Source organism: Dyella sp. S184 (assembly GCF_009766065.1).
Lineage (GTDB): Bacteria > Pseudomonadota > Gammaproteobacteria > Xanthomonadales > Rhodanobacteraceae > Rhodanobacter.
Map to the genome: position 1 here is coordinate 1,085,396 of NZ_LMUE01000002.1, position 21,573 is coordinate 1,106,968.

16 protein-coding genes and 4 tRNA genes are annotated in these 21,573 nt (G+C 60.9%); 6 read left to right on the forward strand and 14 right to left on the reverse strand.

Going from position 1 to position 21,573, the window contains the following annotated elements; all coding sequences use genetic code 11:
* Positions 1-72: 72 nt before the first annotated feature.
* The 3 genes from ppsA (at position 73) to GSQ75_RS04730 (ending at position 5,074) form a co-directional block, all read left to right on the forward strand.
* Entirely contained in the window at positions 73-2,445 is a 2,373-nt protein-coding gene (gene ppsA / locus GSQ75_RS04720) for a phosphoenolpyruvate synthase (RefSeq protein ID WP_158753338.1), read from the forward strand.
* Positions 2,446-2,754: 309 nt separating this feature from the next.
* Positions 2,755-3,555 carry a TetR/AcrR family transcriptional regulator gene (locus GSQ75_RS04725; RefSeq protein ID WP_158753339.1) on the forward strand — a complete coding sequence of 267 codons (801 nt, stop codon included), beginning with the start codon at positions 2,755-2,757 and terminating at the stop codon, positions 3,553-3,555.
* 127 nt (positions 3,556-3,682) lie between these two features.
* Positions 3,683-5,074 (forward strand): outer membrane protein transport protein, encoded by a 1,392-nt coding sequence (locus tag GSQ75_RS04730; protein WP_158753340.1) that lies wholly within the window; start codon positions 3,683-3,685, stop codon positions 5,072-5,074.
* 110 nt (positions 5,075-5,184) lie between these two features.
* On the opposite strand, the gene GSQ75_RS04735 is transcribed toward GSQ75_RS04730, so the two are convergent.
* Entirely contained in the window at positions 5,185-5,886 is a 702-nt protein-coding gene (locus GSQ75_RS04735; RefSeq protein ID WP_158753341.1) for a protein phosphatase 2C domain-containing protein, read from the reverse strand.
* A 111-nt stretch (positions 5,887-5,997) separates the two neighbouring features.
* Here GSQ75_RS04735 and GSQ75_RS04740 point away from each other — a divergent pair.
* A tRNA-Ser gene (locus GSQ75_RS04740) sits at positions 5,998-6,087 on the forward strand.
* 297 nt (positions 6,088-6,384) lie between these two features.
* Here GSQ75_RS04740 and dnaQ read toward each other — a convergent pair.
* Genes dnaQ through GSQ75_RS04755 form a run of 3 tightly spaced genes read right to left on the reverse strand, consistent with a single transcriptional unit; the run spans position 6,385 to position 8,238 of the window.
* Positions 6,385-7,089 carry a DNA polymerase III subunit epsilon gene (dnaQ, locus tag GSQ75_RS04745; protein WP_158753342.1) on the reverse strand — a complete coding sequence of 235 codons (705 nt, stop codon included), beginning with the start codon at positions 7,087-7,089 and terminating at the stop codon, positions 6,385-6,387.
* Complete coding sequence (gene rnhA / locus GSQ75_RS04750) at positions 7,086-7,529, reverse strand: ribonuclease HI (protein WP_158753343.1); 444 nt, start codon at positions 7,527-7,529, stop codon at positions 7,086-7,088. The genes dnaQ and rnhA overlap by 4 nt, the downstream gene beginning before the upstream one ends.
* A gap of 25 nt (positions 7,530-7,554) precedes the next feature.
* Complete coding sequence (locus tag GSQ75_RS04755) at positions 7,555-8,238, reverse strand: methyltransferase domain-containing protein (protein ID WP_158753344.1); 684 nt, start codon at positions 8,236-8,238, stop codon at positions 7,555-7,557.
* A 246-nt stretch (positions 8,239-8,484) separates the two neighbouring features.
* Between GSQ75_RS04755 and gloB the strand changes: the two genes are divergently transcribed.
* Positions 8,485-9,246, forward strand: coding sequence for a hydroxyacylglutathione hydrolase (gene gloB / locus GSQ75_RS04760; protein WP_158753345.1), 762 nt, complete (start codon positions 8,485-8,487; stop codon positions 9,244-9,246).
* Entirely contained in the window at positions 9,246-10,472 is a 1,227-nt protein-coding gene (locus GSQ75_RS04765) for a transglycosylase SLT domain-containing protein (RefSeq protein ID WP_343160908.1), read from the forward strand. The genes gloB and GSQ75_RS04765 overlap by 1 nt, the downstream gene beginning before the upstream one ends.
* Positions 10,473-10,577: 105 nt before the next feature.
* Here GSQ75_RS04765 and GSQ75_RS04770 read toward each other — a convergent pair whose 3' ends face one another.
* The 10 genes from GSQ75_RS04770 to murJ form a co-directional block, all read right to left on the reverse strand.
* The gene (locus GSQ75_RS04770; protein WP_158753346.1) at positions 10,578-12,482 is read right to left on the reverse strand and encodes a SurA N-terminal domain-containing protein; all 1,905 of its coding nucleotides are present in this window, start codon (positions 12,480-12,482) and stop codon (positions 10,578-10,580) included.
* 156 nt (positions 12,483-12,638) lie between these two features.
* Positions 12,639-12,715: transfer RNA gene (locus GSQ75_RS04775), tRNA-Asp, on the reverse strand.
* 9 nt (positions 12,716-12,724) lie between these two features.
* Positions 12,725-12,799, reverse strand: a tRNA-Val gene (locus GSQ75_RS04780).
* Between the two features lie 19 nt (positions 12,800-12,818).
* Positions 12,819-13,091, reverse strand: coding sequence for an HU family DNA-binding protein (locus tag GSQ75_RS04785; RefSeq protein ID WP_072756969.1), 273 nt, complete (start codon positions 13,089-13,091; stop codon positions 12,819-12,821).
* A 337-nt stretch (positions 13,092-13,428) separates the two neighbouring features.
* On the reverse strand, positions 13,429-15,906 hold the full coding sequence (gene lon, locus GSQ75_RS04790) for an endopeptidase La (protein WP_158753347.1): 2,478 nt from the start codon (positions 15,904-15,906) through the stop codon (positions 13,429-13,431).
* A gap of 173 nt (positions 15,907-16,079) precedes the next feature.
* The gene (gene clpX, locus GSQ75_RS04795) at positions 16,080-17,375 is read right to left on the reverse strand and encodes an ATP-dependent Clp protease ATP-binding subunit ClpX (protein ID WP_158753348.1); all 1,296 of its coding nucleotides are present in this window, start codon (positions 17,373-17,375) and stop codon (positions 16,080-16,082) included.
* A 109-nt stretch (positions 17,376-17,484) separates the two neighbouring features.
* Positions 17,485-18,108, reverse strand: a complete 624-nt coding sequence (gene clpP / locus GSQ75_RS04800; protein WP_216840640.1) for an ATP-dependent Clp endopeptidase proteolytic subunit ClpP — start codon at positions 18,106-18,108, stop codon at positions 17,485-17,487.
* A gap of 90 nt (positions 18,109-18,198) precedes the next feature.
* Complete coding sequence (tig, locus tag GSQ75_RS04805; protein ID WP_158753349.1) at positions 18,199-19,491, reverse strand: trigger factor; 1,293 nt, start codon at positions 19,489-19,491, stop codon at positions 18,199-18,201.
* Positions 19,492-19,582: 91 nt separating this feature from the next.
* Positions 19,583-19,667 (reverse strand) — tRNA-Leu (locus GSQ75_RS04810).
* A 257-nt stretch (positions 19,668-19,924) separates the two neighbouring features.
* Entirely contained in the window at positions 19,925-21,502 is a 1,578-nt protein-coding gene (gene murJ / locus GSQ75_RS04815; protein ID WP_174236691.1) for a murein biosynthesis integral membrane protein MurJ, read from the reverse strand.
* Positions 21,503-21,573: the final 71 nt, after the last annotated feature.

Here is a 21,573-nt window from a genome sequence, read left to right on the forward strand (position 1 = left end):
CTTTGCAGCCCGCTTCCGGTCTGCCTGACGCATCCATACCGTTATCCATCGAAAGCTCTTGAGGAGACACCCTTGAACGATCTGGTGCTTTGGCTCGACCAACTGCGCATGACTGACCTTGGCAAGGTTGGTGGCAAGAACGCCTCACTCGGCGAAATGATTGGCAACCTGGCCAAGCTTGGTGTGTCCGTGCCGGGTGGCTTCGCCACCACCGCCGACGCGTTCCAGCAATATCTGGAAAAGAGCGGTCTGGCCAAACGGATCCAGGATCGCCTGGCATCGCTTGACGTCGATGACGTCGACACCTTGGTCGCAGCCGGCAAGGAGATCCGCGGCTGGATCGTCGACACCGCCCTGCCCGCCGAACTCGAGCAGGCCATCCGGGGCGCCTATATCAAGCTGTGCAAGGACGCCGGTACCGACGACATCGCTGTCGCCGTACGCTCCTCCGCCACCGCCGAGGACCTGCCAGACGCCTCGTTCGCCGGCCAGCAGGAAACCTTCCTCAACGTGGTCGGCATCGACGACGTGCTGCACAAGGTGAAGGAAGTCTTCGCCTCGCTGTACAACGATCGTGCGATTGCCTATCGCGTGCACCAGGGCTTCAAGCACGAGGACGTGTTCCTGTCCGCTGGCGTGCAGCTGATGGTGCGTTCCGATGTCGGCGCCTCTGGCGTGCTGTTTACGCTGGACACCGAATCGGGCTTCCGCGATGTGGTCTTTGTCACCGGCAGCTACGGCCTCGGCGAAATGGTCGTGCAAGGCGCGGTCAATCCTGACGAGTTCTATGTATTCAAACCGACCTTGAACGCCGGCAAGCCCGCCGTATTGCGCCGCAATCTCGGGGCTAAGCAGCTGCGCATGGTGTATTCCAGCGCACCGGGCGAACGCGTCCGGACCGAAGACACACCTGCCGAGATGCGCAACAAGTTCTGCATCAATGACGAGGATGTGCAGGAGCTGGCGCGTCAGTCATTGATCATCGAAAAGCACTACGGCCGTCCGATGGACATCGAGTGGGCGAAGGACGGCAACACCGGCAAGCTGTACATCGTGCAGGCGCGCCCGGAAACCGTGAAATCGCGTGCCCATGCCACCCAGCTCGAGCGCTTCAGCCTCAACGAAAAGGGCAAGGTGCTGGCTGAAGGTCGTTCGATTGGCCAGAAGATCGGTGCCGGCAAGGCACGCGTGATCCGCTCGCTGGCCGACATGAACAAGGTCCAGCCAGGCGACGTGCTGATCGCCGACATGACTGATCCCGACTGGGAGCCGGTGATGAAGCGCGCCTCCGCGATCGTCACCAACCGTGGTGGTCGCACCTGTCACGCAGCGATCATCGCGCGCGAGCTGGGCGTCCCGGCAGTGGTCGGCACCGGCAATGCGCTGGACAAGATTCCGGACGGCACCGAGGTCACCGTGTCCTGCGCCGAAGGCGATACCGGCACGATCTACGAGGGCATCCTGAAGTTCGAGCGCATCACCGCCGACCTCGGTGCGATGCCCGAAGCGCCGCTGAAGATCATGATGAACGTGGCCAACCCGGAGCGCGCTTTTGATTTTGGCATGCTGCCGAACGCAGGCATCGGCCTGGCACGTCTCGAGATGATCATCGCCAGCCATATCGGCGTGCATCCGAAGGCACTGCTCGAATACGCCAAGCAGGATGCCGCGACCAAGGCGAAGATCGACGAGCGCATTGCCGGCTACGCCGATCCGGTGAGCTTCTACGTCGACCGCCTCGCCGAAGGCATCGCCACCATCGCCGCCTCGGTCTATCCGAAGCCAGTGATCGTGCGCCTGTCGGATTTCAAGTCCAACGAATACGCCGGTCTGCTCGGCGGCTCGCGCTACGAGCCGCACGAAGAAAACCCGATGATCGGCTTCCGTGGCGCCAGCCGCTACGTCGATCCCAGCTTCGCCGAAGCGTTCGGACTCGAGTGCAAGGCGGTCAAGCACGTGCGCGAGGTGATGGGCCTGGACAACGTCTGGGTGATGATCCCGTTCGTGCGCACGTTGGGCGAGGGTCGCAAGGTCATCGAAGTGCTGGCCAAGAACGGCCTCAAGCAGGGCGAGCACGACCTGAAAGTCATCATGATGTGCGAAGTACCCTCGAACGCCCTGCTCGCCGATGAATTCCTCGACATCTTCGATGGCTTCTCGATCGGCTCCAACGACCTGACCCAGCTCACGCTCGGTCTCGACCGCGACTCCAGCATCGTCGCCAGCCTGTTCGACGAGCGCGACCCGGCGGTGAAGAAATTGCTGTCGATGGCGATCAAGACCGCCCGCGCCAAGGGCAAGTACATCGGCATCTGCGGTCAGGGCCCGAGTGATCACCCGGATCTGGCCGAGTGGCTGATGGAACAGGGAATCGAATCGCTGTCGCTGAACCCGGACACCGTGGTCGATACCTGGTTGCGATTGGCAAAAAAGAAGGCCGAGTGAGCCGTTTTCGCCTCGTTGCCAGGTACATCTGACATTGCAGCGCAACAAAAGGGCCGGAATCATCCGGCCCTTTCCATTCTATGGGCACTATCGAAACCGCCTTCGGTTCGTTAGTTATTCGTTGCCTAGCAAGGGACAGCGAGTCCTGGCGACACGTTATTTCTTGCGTCACCCTTCGCCCCCTGCGCCGATCGTGCACTGCAACTTGCCCCAGCGAGACGCCATCGGTAGCGTTCATACACTTGTTTCAATCCAATATTTGAAGCAGCTGTCAGCGCCATTCTCGACACTCGCCTTGGGGCACACCATTTGAGTACAACCCAGCGCCACGGCCACAGCGATACCCGCAAACGGTTGCTTGAAGCCACCGAATGGCTGTTTATCGACCGCGGTTACGAGGCGATGTCGCTGCGTCACATCACGGCACGAGCCGGCGCCAATCTCGCCGCCGTGAACTATCACTTCGGCGGCAAGGAAGCGTTGATGCAGGAGTTGCTGTCGCAACGCCTGGATCGACTCAACCGCGAACGCCTGCAACTGCTCAGCGCTTGTGAGCAGCTGAATCCCACAGGCCTGGATGCCACGACCGTGCTCGGCATGCTGTTTGTACCCGCGTTCCGACTCAGCCATGGCAGCACGTCGGGTCCAGCGTTCATGCGCCTGCTCGGTCGGGTCTACAGCGATCCATCACCCTTCATCCATGGCTATCTGCAAGAACACTACCGGTCGATCTCCGGACGTTTCTTCGAGGCGTTCTCGCGCGCCCTGCCCGCACTGCCACGCCACGAACTTGGGCTGCGCCTGCACTTCGCGCTGAAGGCATTGTCCGGCATGCTGGCTGGTGAGGACATGCAGGAGCTGATCGCCAGCATCAGCAAGGGGGAGGCGATCAACGACGCTGAACTGCTGGCGCGGCTGATCTCGCTGATATCCCCCATACTCACCGCCCCTTTCGACAGCCCCGAACAGATCCAGCTGATCGACCGGATACTGCAACTTGACAACAGCACAGCCGTCGCCAACGCGGAACCACTTGCTACACCGCACCATGAGACCCGTGGCAGACTCGGCGACCAGCAATGGATCAAGGAAGGGAGGCTGGCCTCCTGAACAAAACAACCACCAGCCATCATCACTGCCGGCATTGCCGACGACTACCCCAGACGCATCAGTCCGTAACCAAGAAGCAAACATTCTGTGGGCACCCACCCCAGACTGCCAACAGAGGAGAACCATCGTGAACCGTCATAACCTGCAGCGCTTTGCCCGTTTCGGCACCCAGGCCAGCCTCGCCCTAGCCGTGGCGACCGCCCTGTTGCATCCCCTTCGCGCCGAAGCCGGTGCCTTCCAGCTCCCCACCGACAATGCCGCCGGTTGGGCACGCGCCAATGCCGGCGGTTCGCTGTTCACCGACGATCCCACGGCGGTCTTCAACAACCCGGCTGCAATGGCGTTCTTTACGGGTCCGGTGTTTCAGGCCACTGGCACGGGTATTCGTCCGAGCTCGCAGTTCGAGGGCTCGTTCCGCGACGAACAGGGCAATCCGACAACCGGCGGCAATCCGAATGGCTTCGGCAAGTTCGTGCCGTTCCCGAACATGGCCTTTGCTGCACCCGTCAGCGACCGCCTGACCCTCGGTGGCAGCCTCACGGTGCCGTTCGGCCTCGCCAGCAATTACAACCCGGACTGGCAGGGACGCTATTTCGGTACCAAGACCAGCCTGCAATCGATCGCCTTGAGCTTCTCGGCCGGCTTCAAGGTCAACGATCAGCTCTCCCTCGGCGCCGGCATTCTGGGCCAGCGTACCAAGGCGCAGCTCAACACCACGCTTGACCCGTATGGCTCCGCAGCGGCCTTGTTCGGCGCACCCATCCTCGGCGCCCCGCAGAGCGGTGATGTGCAGCTGAATGTGACCGTCAAGAAGAGCTTTGCATTCGGCTACTTCCTGGGCGCCGAGTTCAAACCGACTCAGCAGGACTCCCTTGGCCTGAGCTATCACTCGCGGGTAAACCAGACGTTGGGCGGCCACTACGAACTTTATGGCAGCGACGCTGGCAAGGCGCTCATCGCATTGGCTCCGACGGTATTTCCGAATGCGAACCTGCCCGTGCTGAATCCGAATGGCGAAACCCCCGCCAGCGCCAATCTCAATACGCCTGCGTTCGCCAGCATCGACTGGCTGCACGTGTTCAGCGATCGCCTGAGCGTGGCCGGCACCATGAAATGGACGCAGTGGTCCAGCTTCCAGAGCCTTGTGCTCACCTCAAACGGCCAGACGCTGGTCAACCTGCCGCAGAAATACAGCAACAGCATGATGTATGCAGTCGGTGGCGACTACAAATTGAACGACCAGTGGACGCTGCGCGCTGGCGTTGGCTATGACGAAACCCCGACCAACATCATCAGCCGCGACCCGCGCATTCCGGACGGCTCTCGTCGTCTGGTCGGCTTCGGCTTCGGCTACCAGGCTACCGATCACATGACCGTCGATCTGGGTTATCAGCATCAGTTCGTCGGTGATACGTCAGTAAACCAGACCAACCAGGTGGCTCTGGGTGCCGGCACCATGAATGGCAAGTTCAACGACCACGGTGACGTGGTAAGCCTGTCGGGTACCTATCGCTTCTGAGTCATGCAGCACCCGGAAAAGACAAGGGCCGCGCAAGCGGCCCTTGTCTTTTCTGCTGACGGAGCAGGCATCGATGGATGCACGTGCCGCCGCCTGCAGTCACGATGTCCTCAGCTGGAGCGCACGATGATCACGGTGATGTTGTCGTCGCCACCACCGTCAAGCGCGCTCAACAGCAGCTGGTCGACGCATTCCTGCGATGCCAGGTCGGTACGTCCGACCGTACGTGCAATCGACGCGTCGCTAACGCTCTCGGTAAGACCATCACTGCACAACAGAAAGCCTATGCCAGGCTCCAGCTGCCCGCGTGCCATACCAATGTGCAGCTGCTCGGCGCCCGTCACACCCAGCGCCTGGGTAAGAACACTGCGCTGTGGATGCTGTGACGCCTGTGCCGGATCAAGCTGACCGGCCTCGACCAGCGCCTGCACCAGCGAGTGATCGTGACTGATCTGCCGGAGCCCCTGCTTCCACATGTAGACCCTGCTGTCGCCCACCCAGGCAACTTCGTAGCCGTCGACGGTCAATCGCAGCGCCGCAATCGTCGTCCCCATCGGCAGTACATCGAAGCTGGGACGGGCGTGGGCCTGCATCCGCTCAGCGGCACCATGCACCGCCTCGATCAGGCTCTGTCCACGACTGACCAGGTCGACCATGGCATCGCGCACCAAGGCGGACGCAACCTCACCGTGCTGGTGGCCGCCCATGCCATCGGCCACCAGAAACAGGCCGAGCGAGGCATCGGCGTAATACGTATCCTCATTGCGCGTGCGGCGTAGGCCAACATGCGTTCCGTGTCCGAATTCGATCATGGGCTTTCAGGTAAGGCGAGCTGTTGCAGCATGCCGGAACTACTGCTTGTTGTCACGGCAAGTCCTCTCGCGTATTATCTCCGGCTCGCATGAGCCACCATGCAACCCACTGGAGAGGTGGCAGAGTGGTCGAATGTACCTGACTCGAAATCAGGCGTGCGTGTAAGCGCACCGTGGGTTCGAATCCCACCCTCTCCGCCAGAAAAGCAAAACGCCCCACGAGTGGGGCGTTTTGCTTTTCTGATGGTGACGGCGGGGATGAGAACCCACCCGGGTTACTCGGCACTCCTGTGCCTCGTCCTTCGAGCCGTCGGCTGCGCCGACGTTCGCTCCCACATCCTGCCTCCGCAGTCGACAATTCGTCCGGAACGAATTTGGACAGCCGAATAGCTGGCCCCCTGGTCCCGCAGCGAAGGGGTTCGGCCCAAGGATGGGCCGAACTATCCCACTCCACACGTCACCGCATCGAACATGCGGCGTTTTACCTCTCCAGCAAAATCACCCCACCCGCCACACACTCATCCCACCCGCACTCTTGTCCAGCGCATCCAACCGCTGCTCATGCAAAGCCAGCTCTTCCGCCGAAGCACGCAGGACAAGTGGACGCGCATGCAATACCACTGGCGCGGCAATCGCGTTATCGCGCTGTTCGGTCGCCCCACCAAAGCCCAGATCGAAGGCTTCCTGCCCCGATGTCATCGCGAGGTAAACGTCAGCAAGCAGCTGGGCGTCGATCAGGCCGCCATGCAGATCACGCCGCGAGTTGTCCACGCCCAAGCGCTTGCACAGCGCATCGAGGCTGTTGCGCTGACCCGGGTAGCGTTCGCGCGCCAGCGCCAGGGTATCGAGCACACTGCACCGGTCTCCAATCCGGCCACTGCCGTTATCCAGTCGCGCCAGTTCCGCGTCGAGGAATCCGATATCGAAACTGGCGTTGTGGATGATCAGTTCGGCGCCGTCGATGAAGGCCAGGAACTCATCCACGACTTCGGCGAAGCGCGGCTTGTCGAGCAGGAATTCATCGGCGATGCCGGTGACCTGCCGCGCCCCTTCGTCGATGGCACGATCCGGGTTGAGATAGGTCTGGTAGTGCCGACCAGTAAGACGACGCTCGAACATCTCGACGCAGGCAATTTCGATCAGCCGATGCCCCTGGCGGACTTCCAGGCCGGTGGTTTCCGTGTCGAGGACAATCTGTCTCATGCCGTAACCTTCATCAGTTCGGCCTGTTCACGCGCGGCCTGATCGACCCGCTCGTTCTCGGCGTGACCGTTGTGGCCCTTCACCCACTTCCAGCGCACTTGATGGGTGCCGACCGCCGCGGACAGGCGCTGCCATAGATCCTGGTTCTTCACCGGCTTCTTGTCCGCGGTACGCCAGCCATTCAGACGCCACTTCGGCACCCACTCCTCGATGCCCTGCATCACATAGCGCGAGTCGGTCGTGAGAGTGACCTGGCAGGGGCGCGTCAATGCCTCCAAGGCGCCAATCGCTGCCATCAGCTCCATCCGGTTGTTAGTGGTCGCTGCGTCACCGCCAGCGACCATGCGTTCGCTGCCCTTGGCGCGCAGCAGCGCCGCCCAACCACCCGGCCCCGGATTGCCCAGGCAGGCACCGTCGGTAAATGCTTCCACTTCGCTCATCGTTGTCCACGTATCCCATAGAAAGTTACAGCGCCGAACTGCGCCGAGTACCAGGCGACAATCGGCCACTGGCCGGCACCCGAACCGGCACCGGCTTGATCCGTAGCGGCGTGACCATGCGGTGTCGCTTGCGCGCGATCAACACATAGCCGCCGCCCCAGGCATTCACGCCGATCGGGGCCCCTGTCGCCATGGGCCACGCGCAACCCACCCGCTGTGCACGTTCGATCTCCAGCCCTGCTTGCTGAAGGCTGTGGCTGAGCCACAACGGGACCTGCATGGCCTGTCGCTTGCCGCGCGCGCGCCAGTAGAACCAAGGTGCCCAGCCACTGAGTGGGTGCACACCGGTTACCACCAGCACGCCACCTGGTGCCAGCACGCGCATTGCTTCGGCGAGCAAGGCTGGTGCCGCTGGCACGACTTCCAGCGCATGGCGCAAAAGTACCAAGTCGAACGCATCATCCACGAACGGCAGCGGTTCATCCGTTGCCGCGTGCAGATCTCCACGATAACGGCTGTTGTCCACCCACAGTCGGGTCCAGCAGCCGAGCAATGGCAACGCGGGTGGTGTATCACCCACGGCAGCGCCCAACAGCAGCCCATGCGAACCGAAACAGCGCTGCAAGTCAGTGGCCATCACACGCATCTGGTCATCCAGCAATCGGCGCAATGGCGCACTGGCATAGATGTCGTGATCACGTTGAAGCATGCAACAGGCCTGATCCCAATCTGTTTCCAGAGTGTAACGGCTGGCGACCACGTGGTGCAGGCCAAACGGAACTGCCGCACGCGGCTGAACAATCACACGTCCAGTTAACGCTACGCTAACGATCCATCGGCAAAGCCTCTTTATAGTCGACCGCTTAACGCGTGCCCCGGATGGCTGCGTCTGTCGTTCACCAAGGAATCAACATCTGATTCACCAGATGTTCCTTAAACGCAGCGGAGTTCAATCTTGCACCTCGTCCCGTTACCGGCGCTCGCCGACAACTACATCTGGCTGCTGCACGACGATGACGGCAACGCCATCGTCGTTGATCCCGGCGATGCCACGGTAGTGGAGCAAGCCTTGGCTGCACGGCAACTGCAATTGCGCGCGATTCTGCTGACCCATCACCATCATGATCACATCGGTGGCGCCACGGAGCTGCGCAGGCATCATGCGGTGCCGATATATGCACCCGTCGACGAACGCATCGACGCGGCCACCCAACGGGTACGCGACGGCGATTCAATCGAACTGGCGTCGCCGCATGTTCGCTTCGACGTGATCGCGATTCCCGGCCACACGCTCAGCCACGTCGCCTATGTTGGAGCAGGCCTGCTGCTATGTGGCGACACCTTGTTCAGCCTGGGCTGCGGTCGGCTGTTTGAAGGCAGCCCAGCCCAGATGCTCGCCTCGCTGGATCGCCTGTCGATGCTGCCGGGAGACACCCTGGTTTGTGGCGGCCACGAATACACCGAAGCCAACGGACGCTTTGCACGCACCATCGAACCGGACAACTCGGCGCTGCATAAGCGCCTGCAGGAAGTCGCCGCATTGCGTGCAATGCATCAGCCCACGCTGCCAGTGTCACTGGCCAGCGAGCTGGTCACCAATCCCTTCCTGCGCGTCGACACCGAGGCGGTTGCCGCCTGGTGCCAGCAGCACGGTGCCGACAACGATCGTGTCGCCCGTTTTGCCGCCGTGCGCGTAGCCAAGGACGGATTCCGTTGATGAGGGTGCGCTTTCCTCGATCGCTGCCGCTGGGGCTGTCGATCCTGCTGTCCGCCTGCGCCGGCGTGCCCTCGCAGGCGCCGCACAGGCAGACCATCACGTCACCTGTCGTGATTCCGATGGATACCGGCGGCGCACCTTCCATCAACCTGCCTGCGGTGACGGCAGCAACCTCCGACATATGGGATCAGCTGCGCGGCAGCTTTGCGATGGCCGACTGCGACGCCACCCCAGAGATAATGACCTGGGCTAGGCGCTACACCCATAACCCGCGACAGTTCGAGAGCCAGCTGAATGAAGTGCTGCCACAGCTGGCCTACGTGCAGCAGGTGGCCGCCAGATATGACGTAGCCGGCGAATTCGTGCTGCTGCCCTGGATCGAGAGCCATTTCCAATCGGTGCCTGGGCGCAGAAACCTTCCCGCAGGCATGTGGCAGATCATGCCGGTCACTGCCGGGGCGATGGGACTGCGCGTCGACGGACATTACGACGGTCGTCTTGATGCGCCCGCCGCAACCAATGCCGTGATGAAACTGCTCAGGCAATACCATGACCAGTTTCATGACTGGCGAGTAGCCGATTACGCCTACAACACTGGCGAATTCAACATACGTCATCTGATCCAGACCCGCGGCATGCCGGCTGATGAGCCAGTGATTCCAAATTGGCCGGTACGCAAAGTCACCCGCGAACACCTGACCAAACTGCTGGCGATGGCCTGCGTAGTGCGTGAACCTGATCGCTTCAACGTCAGCTTGCCCACGCTGCCGGGTGAACAACATCTGGTGCAAGTGGAAATACCCCGCTCCATGCCGATCGCGCAAGCTGCAGACCACGCCGGCATGTCGGTGAATGCTCTGAAGAATCTCAATGGAGCCTTCCGCAACGACATGATCGATACCGCCGCCGCGTCATACCTGCTACTGCCCGCCAGCCACGCCCGGCAGTTTCGCGATGCCCTGCTCGATCAGGCGGCCAGCACCACCGCCAGCACAGGCACTCCGCTCGCCAGCACCCTGAACAGCGACCCCGTTCAAGCACCCATGATCAGCACCCCTGCTGTCACCGGAGCTAGCATGAAAACCCACACCGTGCAGCAAGGCGAGAGTTTGTGGCAGATCGCCCATCATTACTCGGTAAGCACTTCCCAGCTGCAGCGCTGGAACAATCTGCACGGAAACATAGTCAAGCCGGGCCAGGTACTGCAGCTCAGCGACCATCACTGACGACGAAGTCAGCCATCCGGCGACACGACACAAAAAGGGCAGCCTTTGGCTGCCCTTTTTGTGTCTATCAAATTGCCCGTACGAATAGCTTCCAGCCCTGAATACTTACATCAGGCTGTTGTTGATCTTGATCTTGGTGTTTGCCTTGAGCAGTTCAAGCAGCTCGCGCGTCGCCTCGGCCCCATAGGCCTGAGTCATCTGCTGGCGCAGCGAATCACGCTGCTCCGGCGGGATCTTGGACAGGTCGCCTCCCTGCACCTTGTCCACGGCCAGCAGCGCATAGGTGCCGTCCTTCATGTCCACCGCAGCGAACTGCGACTTGCCGGAGGCAGGATGTGGCATCAGGAAAGCCTGCGTGAGCAACACTGCCGGTACATCCGTGCTTTGACGAGTCGCCTCAATAACGCTCTTGACCTGGGCACCCAGCGCGGTTGCCACGGCCGGCATCGCCTCACCCTTGTCGAGCCGTGCGAGAGCATCGTCGGACAGTTTCTTCCCGGCTGCGGCGATGCGCTCGTCAAGAATTTTCTTCTGTACGTCCGCCCGCACATCTGCCAGCGGACGCGCAGCAGCAGGCACATGCTTGTCGACATGAATCACCACCGAGTGGTCATTACCTAGATCGATCAGGCTGGAATTGTTGCTTTGTACCAGCACGTCATCGCTGAATGCCGCCGCGATCACCTTGGGGTTTGCAGCAAGGCCTTCGCCACCCTTGCGGGAGAACAGGTCCGTGCTCTTGATCGGCAGGCTCAGGGCCTGCGCGGCTGGCTCCAATGATGCTGGATTCTGATAGGTGTTGTCGGACATCTTGCCGGCGATGTCGTTGTAGCTGCGATCACGATCAGCGGCCGTGGCTTCCTTGACCAGTTGATCACGCACTTCGGCAAACGGCTTGGACTCACCGCTGCGAACATCGCGCAACCAAATGATGTGGTAGCCATCGGGCGACAGGATCGGCTTGGAGATCTGGCCTTTCTGCAGCGCGAACATGGCCGCGTCGAAGGCCGGGTTCGTGACGCCCTTTTCGAGCCAGCCGAGGTCACCACCCTGACGCTTGGAACCCAGATCCTCCGAATCCTGTGCGGCCAGTTTGGCGAAGTCGCCGGGATTTGCGTCGGCGGCGATCTTCTCGGCCTTGGCCAGTGCTGCCTTCTGCTGATCCGGCGTGGCATTGGCAGGCACGTTGATCAGGATATGCGAAACGAGCCTTTGCTCCGGTTGCACAAAGCGTTGCTTCTCGTCAGCGTAACGCTTCTTCAGATCGTCGTCGCTCGGCGTGGCATCCAGCTTGAGAGTGCTGCCGTCCACTTCGATGTACTTCACCGAGACCTGCTCGGGATTCATGTAGTCGGCCAGATGTGCCTTGTAATAGGCCTCAACCTGCGCATCGCTGACCTGATTGTCAGCCAATGCAGGCCGCGGCAGCAGGAAGTAACGCAGATCACGCCGCTGTGCGAGCAGGCTCAGGAGCTGATCAACCTGGGCATCGCTGGTGATGGTGCTGTCGCTTATCGCCTCCGGCAGCAGACTGATGGCCAATGATGAACGTACATCGTTCTGGAACATCTCAGGTGTCTTGCGTTGACCTTCCAACCATGTGCGGTAAGTCGACGGATCGAATTGACCGTTCTGCTGAAGCCAGGGGAGCGCCGCAATGGAACTGCGCACAGCCTCATCTGGCACACGCAGGCCCCAGTCATCGTTAGCTTTTAGCAACAGTTGCTGATCGATTAAATCGCCAAGAACCTGAAGCTTGACCTCAGGTTTCTCAAATACAGTGGCATCAAACTGATCCCCCAGCTTGTTGTGCGCATTCTCACGCGCGCGGTTCAGACCATTCTGAAAATCCTGCTGACTGATTTCTTGCTTGCCGACCTTCGCCACGAACGAATCCGCATGCGACATGAAGTAGGTCTCTATGCCGAAGAACGACATCGCAAAAACGCAAACACCAAGAAGGACGATGGACGGCCATCCATGCATCTTGTTACGCATTGCCTGCAGCATTGAAATCTTCCCGCAATGTGGTTGGAGGCGCATGAAGCGCGTGGTACATGGACGAAACAGGTCGCCAAGGCACAGCGCCCAGATCGACCACAAAGCCTCGCGCTGATGCGCGCTGCCCAAATGACAAGGGCGCCACACGGGCGCCCTTGCGAACTGTGGCGGAGTGGACGGGACTCGAACCCGCGACCTCCGGCGTGACAGGCCAGCATTCTAACCAACTGAACTACCACTCCGCATTTTTCTGGTGGGTGCTGTAGGGATCGAACCTACGACCACCGCCTTGTAAGGGCGACGCTCTACCGCTGAGCTAAGCACCCGAAACCAAGCGTCAGCCGCTTAGTTTAGGGCATCCTTGAGGGTCTTGCCAGCCTTGAAAGCAGGCACTTTCGAGGCCTTGATCTTGATCGCTTCGTTGGTGCGCGGATTGCGGCCAGTGCGGGCAGCGCGCTTGCGCACGGTAAACGTGCCAAAGCCCACCACCGAGACGTCCTCGCCCTTCTTCAACGACTTCTGCACGGCCTCCAGATAGGCTTCAAGGGCACGGCCTGCATCAGCCTTGGTCAGCTCGGCCTTTTCGGCGATGGCATTGATCAGATCAGTTTTATTCATTGAAAAACTCCCTTATTCGATTTTCGGTCGGCATGGTCAGTGTAGCCAGACAACGCCGGCATGGATGGTTGGCTCTTGCTAGGCGCCTTAACGCAACCCCGCATACGCTGCGCGGACAGATAACGCCGGGGCTGCGGTATCGCCTTTATACCAGTGCGTTGCTGGAATCCGCAACACAAGCCACAGCAACGTTTCCGGAACATCAGCGACAAACGAAATCGCTTGCAAAACGAGCGCCAGAGGGCTACGACGCAAGATCATCCAACGATGCAGGCAAACAGACGAAAGATGCCCCGCCAAAGCAGGGCATTTTTGGTGAACCAGCCTGCAGGCCGGATCAATGCGTGCGCGAGTGTACTTCTGTCGGTTCACCAGCAACTGCAGCCGGAGCTTCCTCCTCCTTGGCCACGTTCGGCTGCAGCGGGCGCTCCAGCGCGATGTCCAGCACCTCGTCGATCCAGCGCACCGGATGAATTTCCAGCGATGAGGTGATGTTGGCTGGCATGTCGGCCAGATCCTTCTTGTTATCCTCCGGGATGATCACCGTGGTGATCCCGCCGCGATGCGCCGCCAGCAGCTTCTCCTTCAGGCCGCCGATCGGCAGCACACGGCCACGCAAGGTGATCTCCCCGGTCATCGCCACTTCAGAGCGCACCGGCACCTTGGTCAGCACGGAAACCAGCGCCGTGCACATCGCGACGCCGGCGCTGGGGCCGTCCTTCGGCGTGGCGCCCTCAGGCACGTGAATATGCACGTCGAGTTTCTGATGGAAATCGGGGTCGATACCGAGTTGATCGACGCGCGCACGCACAACCGACAACGCCGCCTGGATCGACTCCTTCATCACATCACCAAGCTGACCGGTATTCACCAGTCGGCCCTTGCCGGGCACCACCGAGGCTTCGATGCTGAGCAATTCGCCACCGACCTGAGTCCAGGCCAGCCCTGTCACGAGGCCCACTTCGTTCTGCAGTTCCTTGCGGCCGAAATCGAAGCGACGGACACCCAGGTAATGATCCAGGTTGGCCGAGTCCACCTTCACCCGCCCTACTCCCGGCTTGGCCTTGGCTTTGCCCGTCTTTGCGGACGAGGTTTTTGCCTTGGCCTTTTTCACTTCGCCCAGGGTCAGCTCCTTGACCACCTTACGGCAGATCTTGGAAATTTCACGCTCAAGACTACGCACGCCCGACTCACGCGTGTAGTAGCGCACGATGTCACGCAACGCCTCTTCGTCCACGCTGAGTTCTTCGGGCTTCAGACCATTCGCCTTAAGCTGCTTCGACAGCAGATATTTCTGCGCGATGCCGAGCTTTTCATCCTCGGTGTAACCGGGAATGCGGATGACTTCCATGCGATCGAGCAGCGGACCGGGAATGTTCAGCGAATTCGCCGTGGCGATCCACATTACCTCGGACAGGTCGAGATCGACCTCGAGGTAATGGTCGTTGAATGCGTGGTTCTGTTCCGGATCGAGCACTTCCAGCAAGGCCGACGACGGATCGCCACGGAAGTCCATCGACATCTTGTCGATCTCGTCCAGCACGAACAGCGGGTTCTTGGCGCCCACCTTGTTGATGTTCTGCACGATGCGGCCGGGCATCGAACCGATATAAGTGCGCCGGTGACCGCGGATCTCGGCTTCGTCACGCACGCCACCGAGGCTCATGCGCACGAATTTCCGATTGGTAGCCTTGGCAATTGACTGCCCCAGCGAGGTCTTGCCCACGCCGGGCGGGCCGACCAGGCACAGGATCGGGCCTTTCATCACCGAAACGCGTTGCTGCACGGCGAGATATTCAAGAATGCGATCCTTGACCTTCTCCAGCCCGAAGTGATCGGCATCAAGCACTTCCTGCGCCATCTGCAGATCCTTGCGTACCTTGCTGCGCTTCTTCCACGGCACGCCGACCAGCCAGTCGAGATAGTTGCGCACCACGGTCGCCTCGGCGGACATCGGCGACATCTGCTTGAGCTTGCTGAATTCCTGACGTGCCTTGGTCAGCACGGCCTTGGGCATGCCGGAGGTCTCGATCTTCTTCTGCAGTTCCTCGATCTCGTTCGGACCCTCCTCGCTATCACCGAGTTCCTTCTGGATCGCCTTCATCTGCTCGTTGAGGTAATACTCGCGCTGGCTCTTCTCCATCTGCGACTTGACCCGGCCGCGGATGCGCTTCTCGACCTGCTGCAAGTCCATCTCGCCATCGACCAGGCCGATCAGCAACTCCAGCCGCTGGCCTACGTCGGCCGTTTCCAGCACCTTCTGCTTGTCGGCCATGCGTACGGAAAGGTGCCCGGCGATGGAGTCGGCAACGCGCGACGGATCGTCGATGCCAGACAGGCTGGCCAACACTTCAGGCGGCAGCTTGCGGCTCTGCTTGACCAGCTGCTCGAACAGCGAGATCAACGTGCGCGAGACCACGTCAAGTTCACGTTCCTTGGCGTTGTAGACCGGTTCGATCAGGCGTGAGCGGGCCATCAGCATGCCGCCCTCTTCCTTGAAATCCTCGACCGACACCCGCGACTGGCCTTCGACCAGCACCTTGACGGTGCCGTCAGGCAACTTCAGCAACTGCAGTACGCCGGCCAGCGTGCCGATCTGGTGCAGGTCGGCAATCTCCGGATCATCGATGTCCGGGCTCTTCTGCGCCACCAGCAGGATTTGCCGCTCACCCTCCATCGCGCGCTCAAGTGCGCGCATGGACTTGTCGCGACCGACAAACAAGGGGATGACCATATGTGGGTAAACCACCACATCACGTAGCGGCAATACCGGAAGAGCGTCCAACGCAGCTGGAAGGGGGGCGTTCTTGGCCATGGGAAGAAGGGTTCCTCGGAATTCGAATCAAGTTTCGTCCCGACACTGCGCCGGGCACATCATCAGGTCAAGTGGTGACAACCGGACGCTCACTCAAGGTGCGCCGGCGCTTAAAACAGAACGGCCCCGGCGAAATCACCGGAGCCGTTGCCATGACAAGCCTGCGAAGGGAATCAGGCGGCGTCGCCACCACCCTCACCAGCCACGCGCTGCTGCAGGTTGCCACGATAGATCAGGTAAGGCTCGGCCTGGCCATCGATCACGGCGTCATCCACTACCACCTTGCTGACGTGCTCCAGCGAGGGCAGCTCGTACATCGTGTCGAGCAGTACCTGTTCGAGGATGGTGCGCAGGCCACGGGCACCGGTCTTGCGCTTGAGCGCCTTCTTGGCGATCGCCTGCAGCGCCTCGGGGCGGAACTCCAGCTCGACCTCTTCCATCTCGAACAGCTTCTTGAACTGCTTGGTGACCGCATTCTTCGGCTCGGTGAGAATCTTCACCAGCGCCGGCTCGTCCAGCTCGTCCAGCGTAGCCACCACCGGCAAACGCCCCACGAACTCAGGAATCAGGCCGAAACGCACCAGATCCGCCGGCTCCACATCCGCCAGCACCTTGCCCAGATTCTCGGTGCGCTCCTTGCTGCGGACCTCGGCGGAGAAGCCGATGCCGGTGTTCTCCGAACGCTGCTGGATGACTTTTTCCAGCCCGGCAAAAGCACCGCCGCAGATAAACAGGATGTTCTTGGTGTCGACCTGCAGGAATTCCTGCTGCGGATGCTTGCGGCCACCCTGCGGCGGCACCGAGGCCAGCGTGCCCTCGATCAGCTTCAACAGCGCCTGCTGCACGCCTTCGCCCGACACATCGCGGGTGATCGACGGGTTTTCGCTCTTGCGCGAGATCTTGTCGATCTCGTCGATGTAGACGATGCCCGACTGCGCCTTCTCGACGTCGTAGTCGCACTTCTGCAGCAACTTCTGGATGATGTTCTCGACATCCTCACCCACGTAACCAGCTTCAGTCAGGGTGGTGGCGTCGGCGATCGTGAACGGCACGTTGAGCAGGCGCGCCAGTGTCTCGGCCAGCAGCGTCTTGCCCGAACCGGTCGGTCCGATCAGCAGGATGTTGGACTTGCCCAGCTCGATATCGTCGCTCTTCTGGCGCGACTCGATCCGCTTGTAGTGGTTGTACACCGCCACTGCCAGTGCTTTCTTGGCGCGGGTCTGGCCTACCACGTACTGATCCAGCGACTCGCGGATCTCACGCGGCTTCGGCAGCTGGGTACGGCCGGAGGCAGCCTTTTCCTCCAGCTCCTCGCGGATGATGTCGTTGCACAGTTCCACGCACTCGTCGCAGATGAACACGGACGGACCCGCGATCAGTTTGCGTACTTCGTGCTGGCTCTTGCCACAGAAGGAGCAATAGAGAATCTTGCCGCTGTCGCTGGAACGCCCCTGCCGGTCGTCGCTCATACTTTCGATCCCGCTGGTAAATCTGGATGCGCCGCGAGAATAACACAGGGCTCCGCGTCTGCATCCAGACGCAGAGCCCGCTTCACGGCTCGTGGGTAGAACGTGGAAATCAGGCCGATTTGACCGTTTCGCCGGCGCGCTTGTCGAGCACCTCGTCGATCAGGCCGTAAGCCTTTGCGTCCACCGGGCTCATGAAGCGGTCACGCTCCATGTCCAGCTCGATCTTCTCAAGCGGCTGGCCGGTGTGCTGGACATACAACTTGTTCAAACGCTCACGGATATACAGGATCTCGCGCGCCTGAATCTCGATGTCGGTCGCCTGCCCCTGCGCACCGCCGGAGGGCTGGTGGATCATGATGCGCGAGTTCGGCAGCGCGAAGCGCTTGCCCTTGGCGCCGGCCATCAGCAGGAACGAGCCCATGCTGCAGGCCTGGCCGATGCACATGGTGCTGACGTTCGGCTTGATGAACTGCATGGTGTCGTAGATCGCCAGACCCGCGGTGACCGCGCCGCCCGGGCTGTTGATGTAGAACTGGATGTCCTTGTCCGGGTTCTCCGACTCAAGGAACAGCATCTGCGCGACCAGCAGGTTGGCGACCTGGTCGTTGACTTCGCCCACCAGGAAGATCACCCGCTCCTTCAGCAGGCGCGAGTAGATGTCATAGGAGCGCTCGCCGCGAGCGGTCTGCTCGACGACCATCGGTATCAAATTGAGGTTCTGGATCTGATCCATGGCCATTGCAGCTCTCCGGTTGATGTGCCTGACAGTATGGCATCGGGCCTGAAATCGAATCAGGCCCGATTGTCACGGTGTCTGAATCAATCAGGCACCGGCTGGGCGCATCACGTCATCGAAGCTCAGATCCAGGTTGGTGGTCTTGGCATGTTCCGCCACCCACTCGGCTACCTGATCTTCCATCACGCGATTCTGCAACCCAGACATCAATTGGGGGTCGCCGTTATAGAGTTCAATGACCTTCTCCGGCTCCTCATAGGTCGAGGCGATCGCGGCGAGCTGCTCGGCAATACGCTTGCGGTCGATCTTGATCTCCTGCTTGCGGGCAATCTCGCCCATCAGCAGGCCGGCGATCACCCGCTTGCGCGCGATCGGCATAGCTGCATCGATCAACTGCGGCGGCGGCTGCTGACCCTGCGGCACGCTGGCGACGGCCATGTTGCGCGCCTCGGACTGCACCATCAGTTTCGGTACGTCCAGTCCAGCGTGCGCATCGGCCAGCTTTTCGGCCACTTCGGACTTCAGGCGTCCCATCAACGCAGCCTTCAGTTCACGCTCGAGATTCGAGCGAACTTCCTTGCGGAAGGTCTCCAGATCCCCATCCTCGATACCAAACAGCTTGGCGAATTCAGCATCAATCTCGGGCAGCTTCGGCTCCTGCACCTTGATGATCTTGAAGTTGACCTTGGCCGTCTTGCCGGCGAGTTGGTCGTTGCGGAAATCTTCCGGAAACGCGATCTCGGTATCGAAGCTCTCGTCCGCCTTGCGACCGACAAGTGCCTCGTCCAGCGCCTTGAACAAGGTGCCCGAACCGATCACGCTGCCTGCGCGTTCCAGGCCCTCGCTCGGAAAGCGGTAGTCACCTGCCTCGGCGGCATATTCGAACATCACGAAATCGCCTTCAGCCGAAGCGCGATCGACCGCATCGAAACTGCGGCGCTGCTGGCGCAAGGTCTCAAGCATCTTGTCGATATCGGCATCGGCCACCACTGCGACCGGGCGGCCGATCTCAAGCGCAGCCACGTCGACGGCGGGAAACTCCGGCATGATCTCGAAAGTGGCGGTGTAGGCGATCTCGCCATTCTCCGGCTGGCCAGTGGTATTGATTGCCGGGTTCGCGATCGGCTGCAGCTTTTCCTGCTCCACCGCCTCGCGCAGGGTGCTGCCGATCAGGTCGGACAACACTTCGCCACGCACCTGCGAACCGAAGCGCTGCTTGATCACCGTCGTCGGCACCTTGCCCGGACGGAAACCCTTCAGGCGCATCGTGCGGCCCATTTCCGTAATGCGCGCGCTCACCTGCGTCTCGAACCGCTCCGCGGGGAATTTCACCGTGAGCTTGCGCTCGAGCGTGCCAATGTTCTCAACCGAAACCTGCATGACGTCTCCTGGTACTACCGAATGTTGTGGGCCTGGCACAGGCGCCATGGCGACAACTGCCGCCGAAAAATCCAAGGAACCCAACGGGGCATGGTGCGAAAGGGGGGACTCGAACCCCCACGGGGTTAACCGCCAGAACCTAAATCTGGTGCGTCTACCAATTCCGCCACTCTCGCTTGATACCCCGAAAACTTGCGCAACCGCATGATTTGAAACCGATTCAATCCGGCCACACAAATCTGGCCACTGACTCTGGCCTGCACTCGCCGCGCCCGTCTAAGTCAATGATTCCCTTATACGAAAGCAGACCATTTTACGGGCGCAAAGCCCCACAGCACAAGCCGGTCGGCCGCATACCGCAACTAGTCCGGCCACCGGCACTCCCGTGCGAGTGAGCCACACCGGTGCTGGCCGATGGCCATTATCCGAGCAGCTATCTCCTGCCCAGACGTTGTTGGAGCTTGCCCAGCAACTCCACACATTCCTTGATGTGCATCAGATAAGTCACGGCGAAATAGGCCACGCCATAAATGCCTAGCACGTAGATCGCGGTCAGTATCGGGCCGTGGCTGGGCACCGCGTACTCGGCAACGCATGCTGCCAAGGCAGCCAGACACGCCGCCGACCAGAGCTTGAACATGATCGGGATCGGGACACCGGTTGGCCCCAGCTTCCTGTTCATCTTCCGTCGCAACAGATAGAACTCGATCCAGCCAGCCACGCCAGCTGAGGCGGTAAGACCCACCGCACCCCACTGCGTCGGCAGGCCAAGCATCGAAGGCAAAAACAACGCACTGGCGAGACCCAATGCCGCAGTGACGGCCAGTCGCACCAGCGCGAAGCGCAAGGGCGTCGTTGTATCCCGCAGCGCGTAATAGGTTGACGAATAGAGACGACCAAAGGTCGAGGCGAGCAGCCCCACGCCCGAGCCGGCAAGGATCGCCCAGACGTAATAAGAATCCTTGCTGGTGAACTCGCCCGACTGGTATAGCGCCGCCACAATCACATTGCCCAAGGCGAAAAATGCCACGGCCGAAGGAACCACGAAGAACGCGATGCGTTCCAGTCCACTGTCCAGTCGCGCTGACAGACTCGCTGCGGTGGCCTCGTCGAACTCCTGCCCGGCCATCCGCGACAAGGTAGGCAGCTCCGCGGCCGATACGGCCATGCCGAACAGGCTGATCGGCAGCATGTTGATCGAGGCCGCCGTGGTCATCGCCGCCATCGCGCCTCGGCCCAGCAGGGTCGAAATCGCCTGATCGACGAAGGCACTGATCTGCACGACACCGCGCCCAACTGCCACGGACATGAAGCTGCCGACGACTTGGCGCACATGGAGGCTGCGCATATCGAGGCGAAACTGCATGTCGGGCACCAACTTCAGCACCGACGGCAACTGGACCAGGAACTGCAGCAGACAGCCCAGCACGGTGCCCCAAGCCAGATACACGATCAGCTTGTCGGACGGCAGGTTCCTGAAGATAAGCAGCGTCGCGATCATCGACAGGTTCCACACCACCGGCGCGACGTAGGACAGGAAGAACTTGTGGTGGCTGTTGAGGATGCCAAGGCACCACGCCGACCAGACCAGAACGCCCGTACCGGGAAACAGGATGCGCACGATCAGGATCGTCAGCTCCCGCTTCTCACCCGTATAACCGGGTGCGATCAGCCACAGCAGCGATGGCGTGGCCACGATACCGAGAGCAACGATTATCGAGATGACCAAGGCGAGGATGGCCGCTATCGCGCCAGCCAGCCGGCCAGCATCCTCATGTTTGCCCTGCCCGAGCAGCCTGGCGTAGACCGGGATGAAGGAAGCCGAGAGGACGCCTTCCCCGAACAGGTTCTGCAGAAAATTGGGGATGCGCAGCGCCGCACTGAAGATATCCGCGGCGTCCGACAGGCCGAAGAAGTGCGAGAACACCCGCTGGCGCACCAGGCCGAAAATGCGGCTGCAGAGGATGCCCGCTCCCACCAGGACAGCGTGCTTTCGACCAGCCTCCGGCATACCCGTCCTTTCCGTCAAAACGCGTAGCCTAGCATTGCAGCGACACGCGACATGAATCCGGCTGTCCGCGA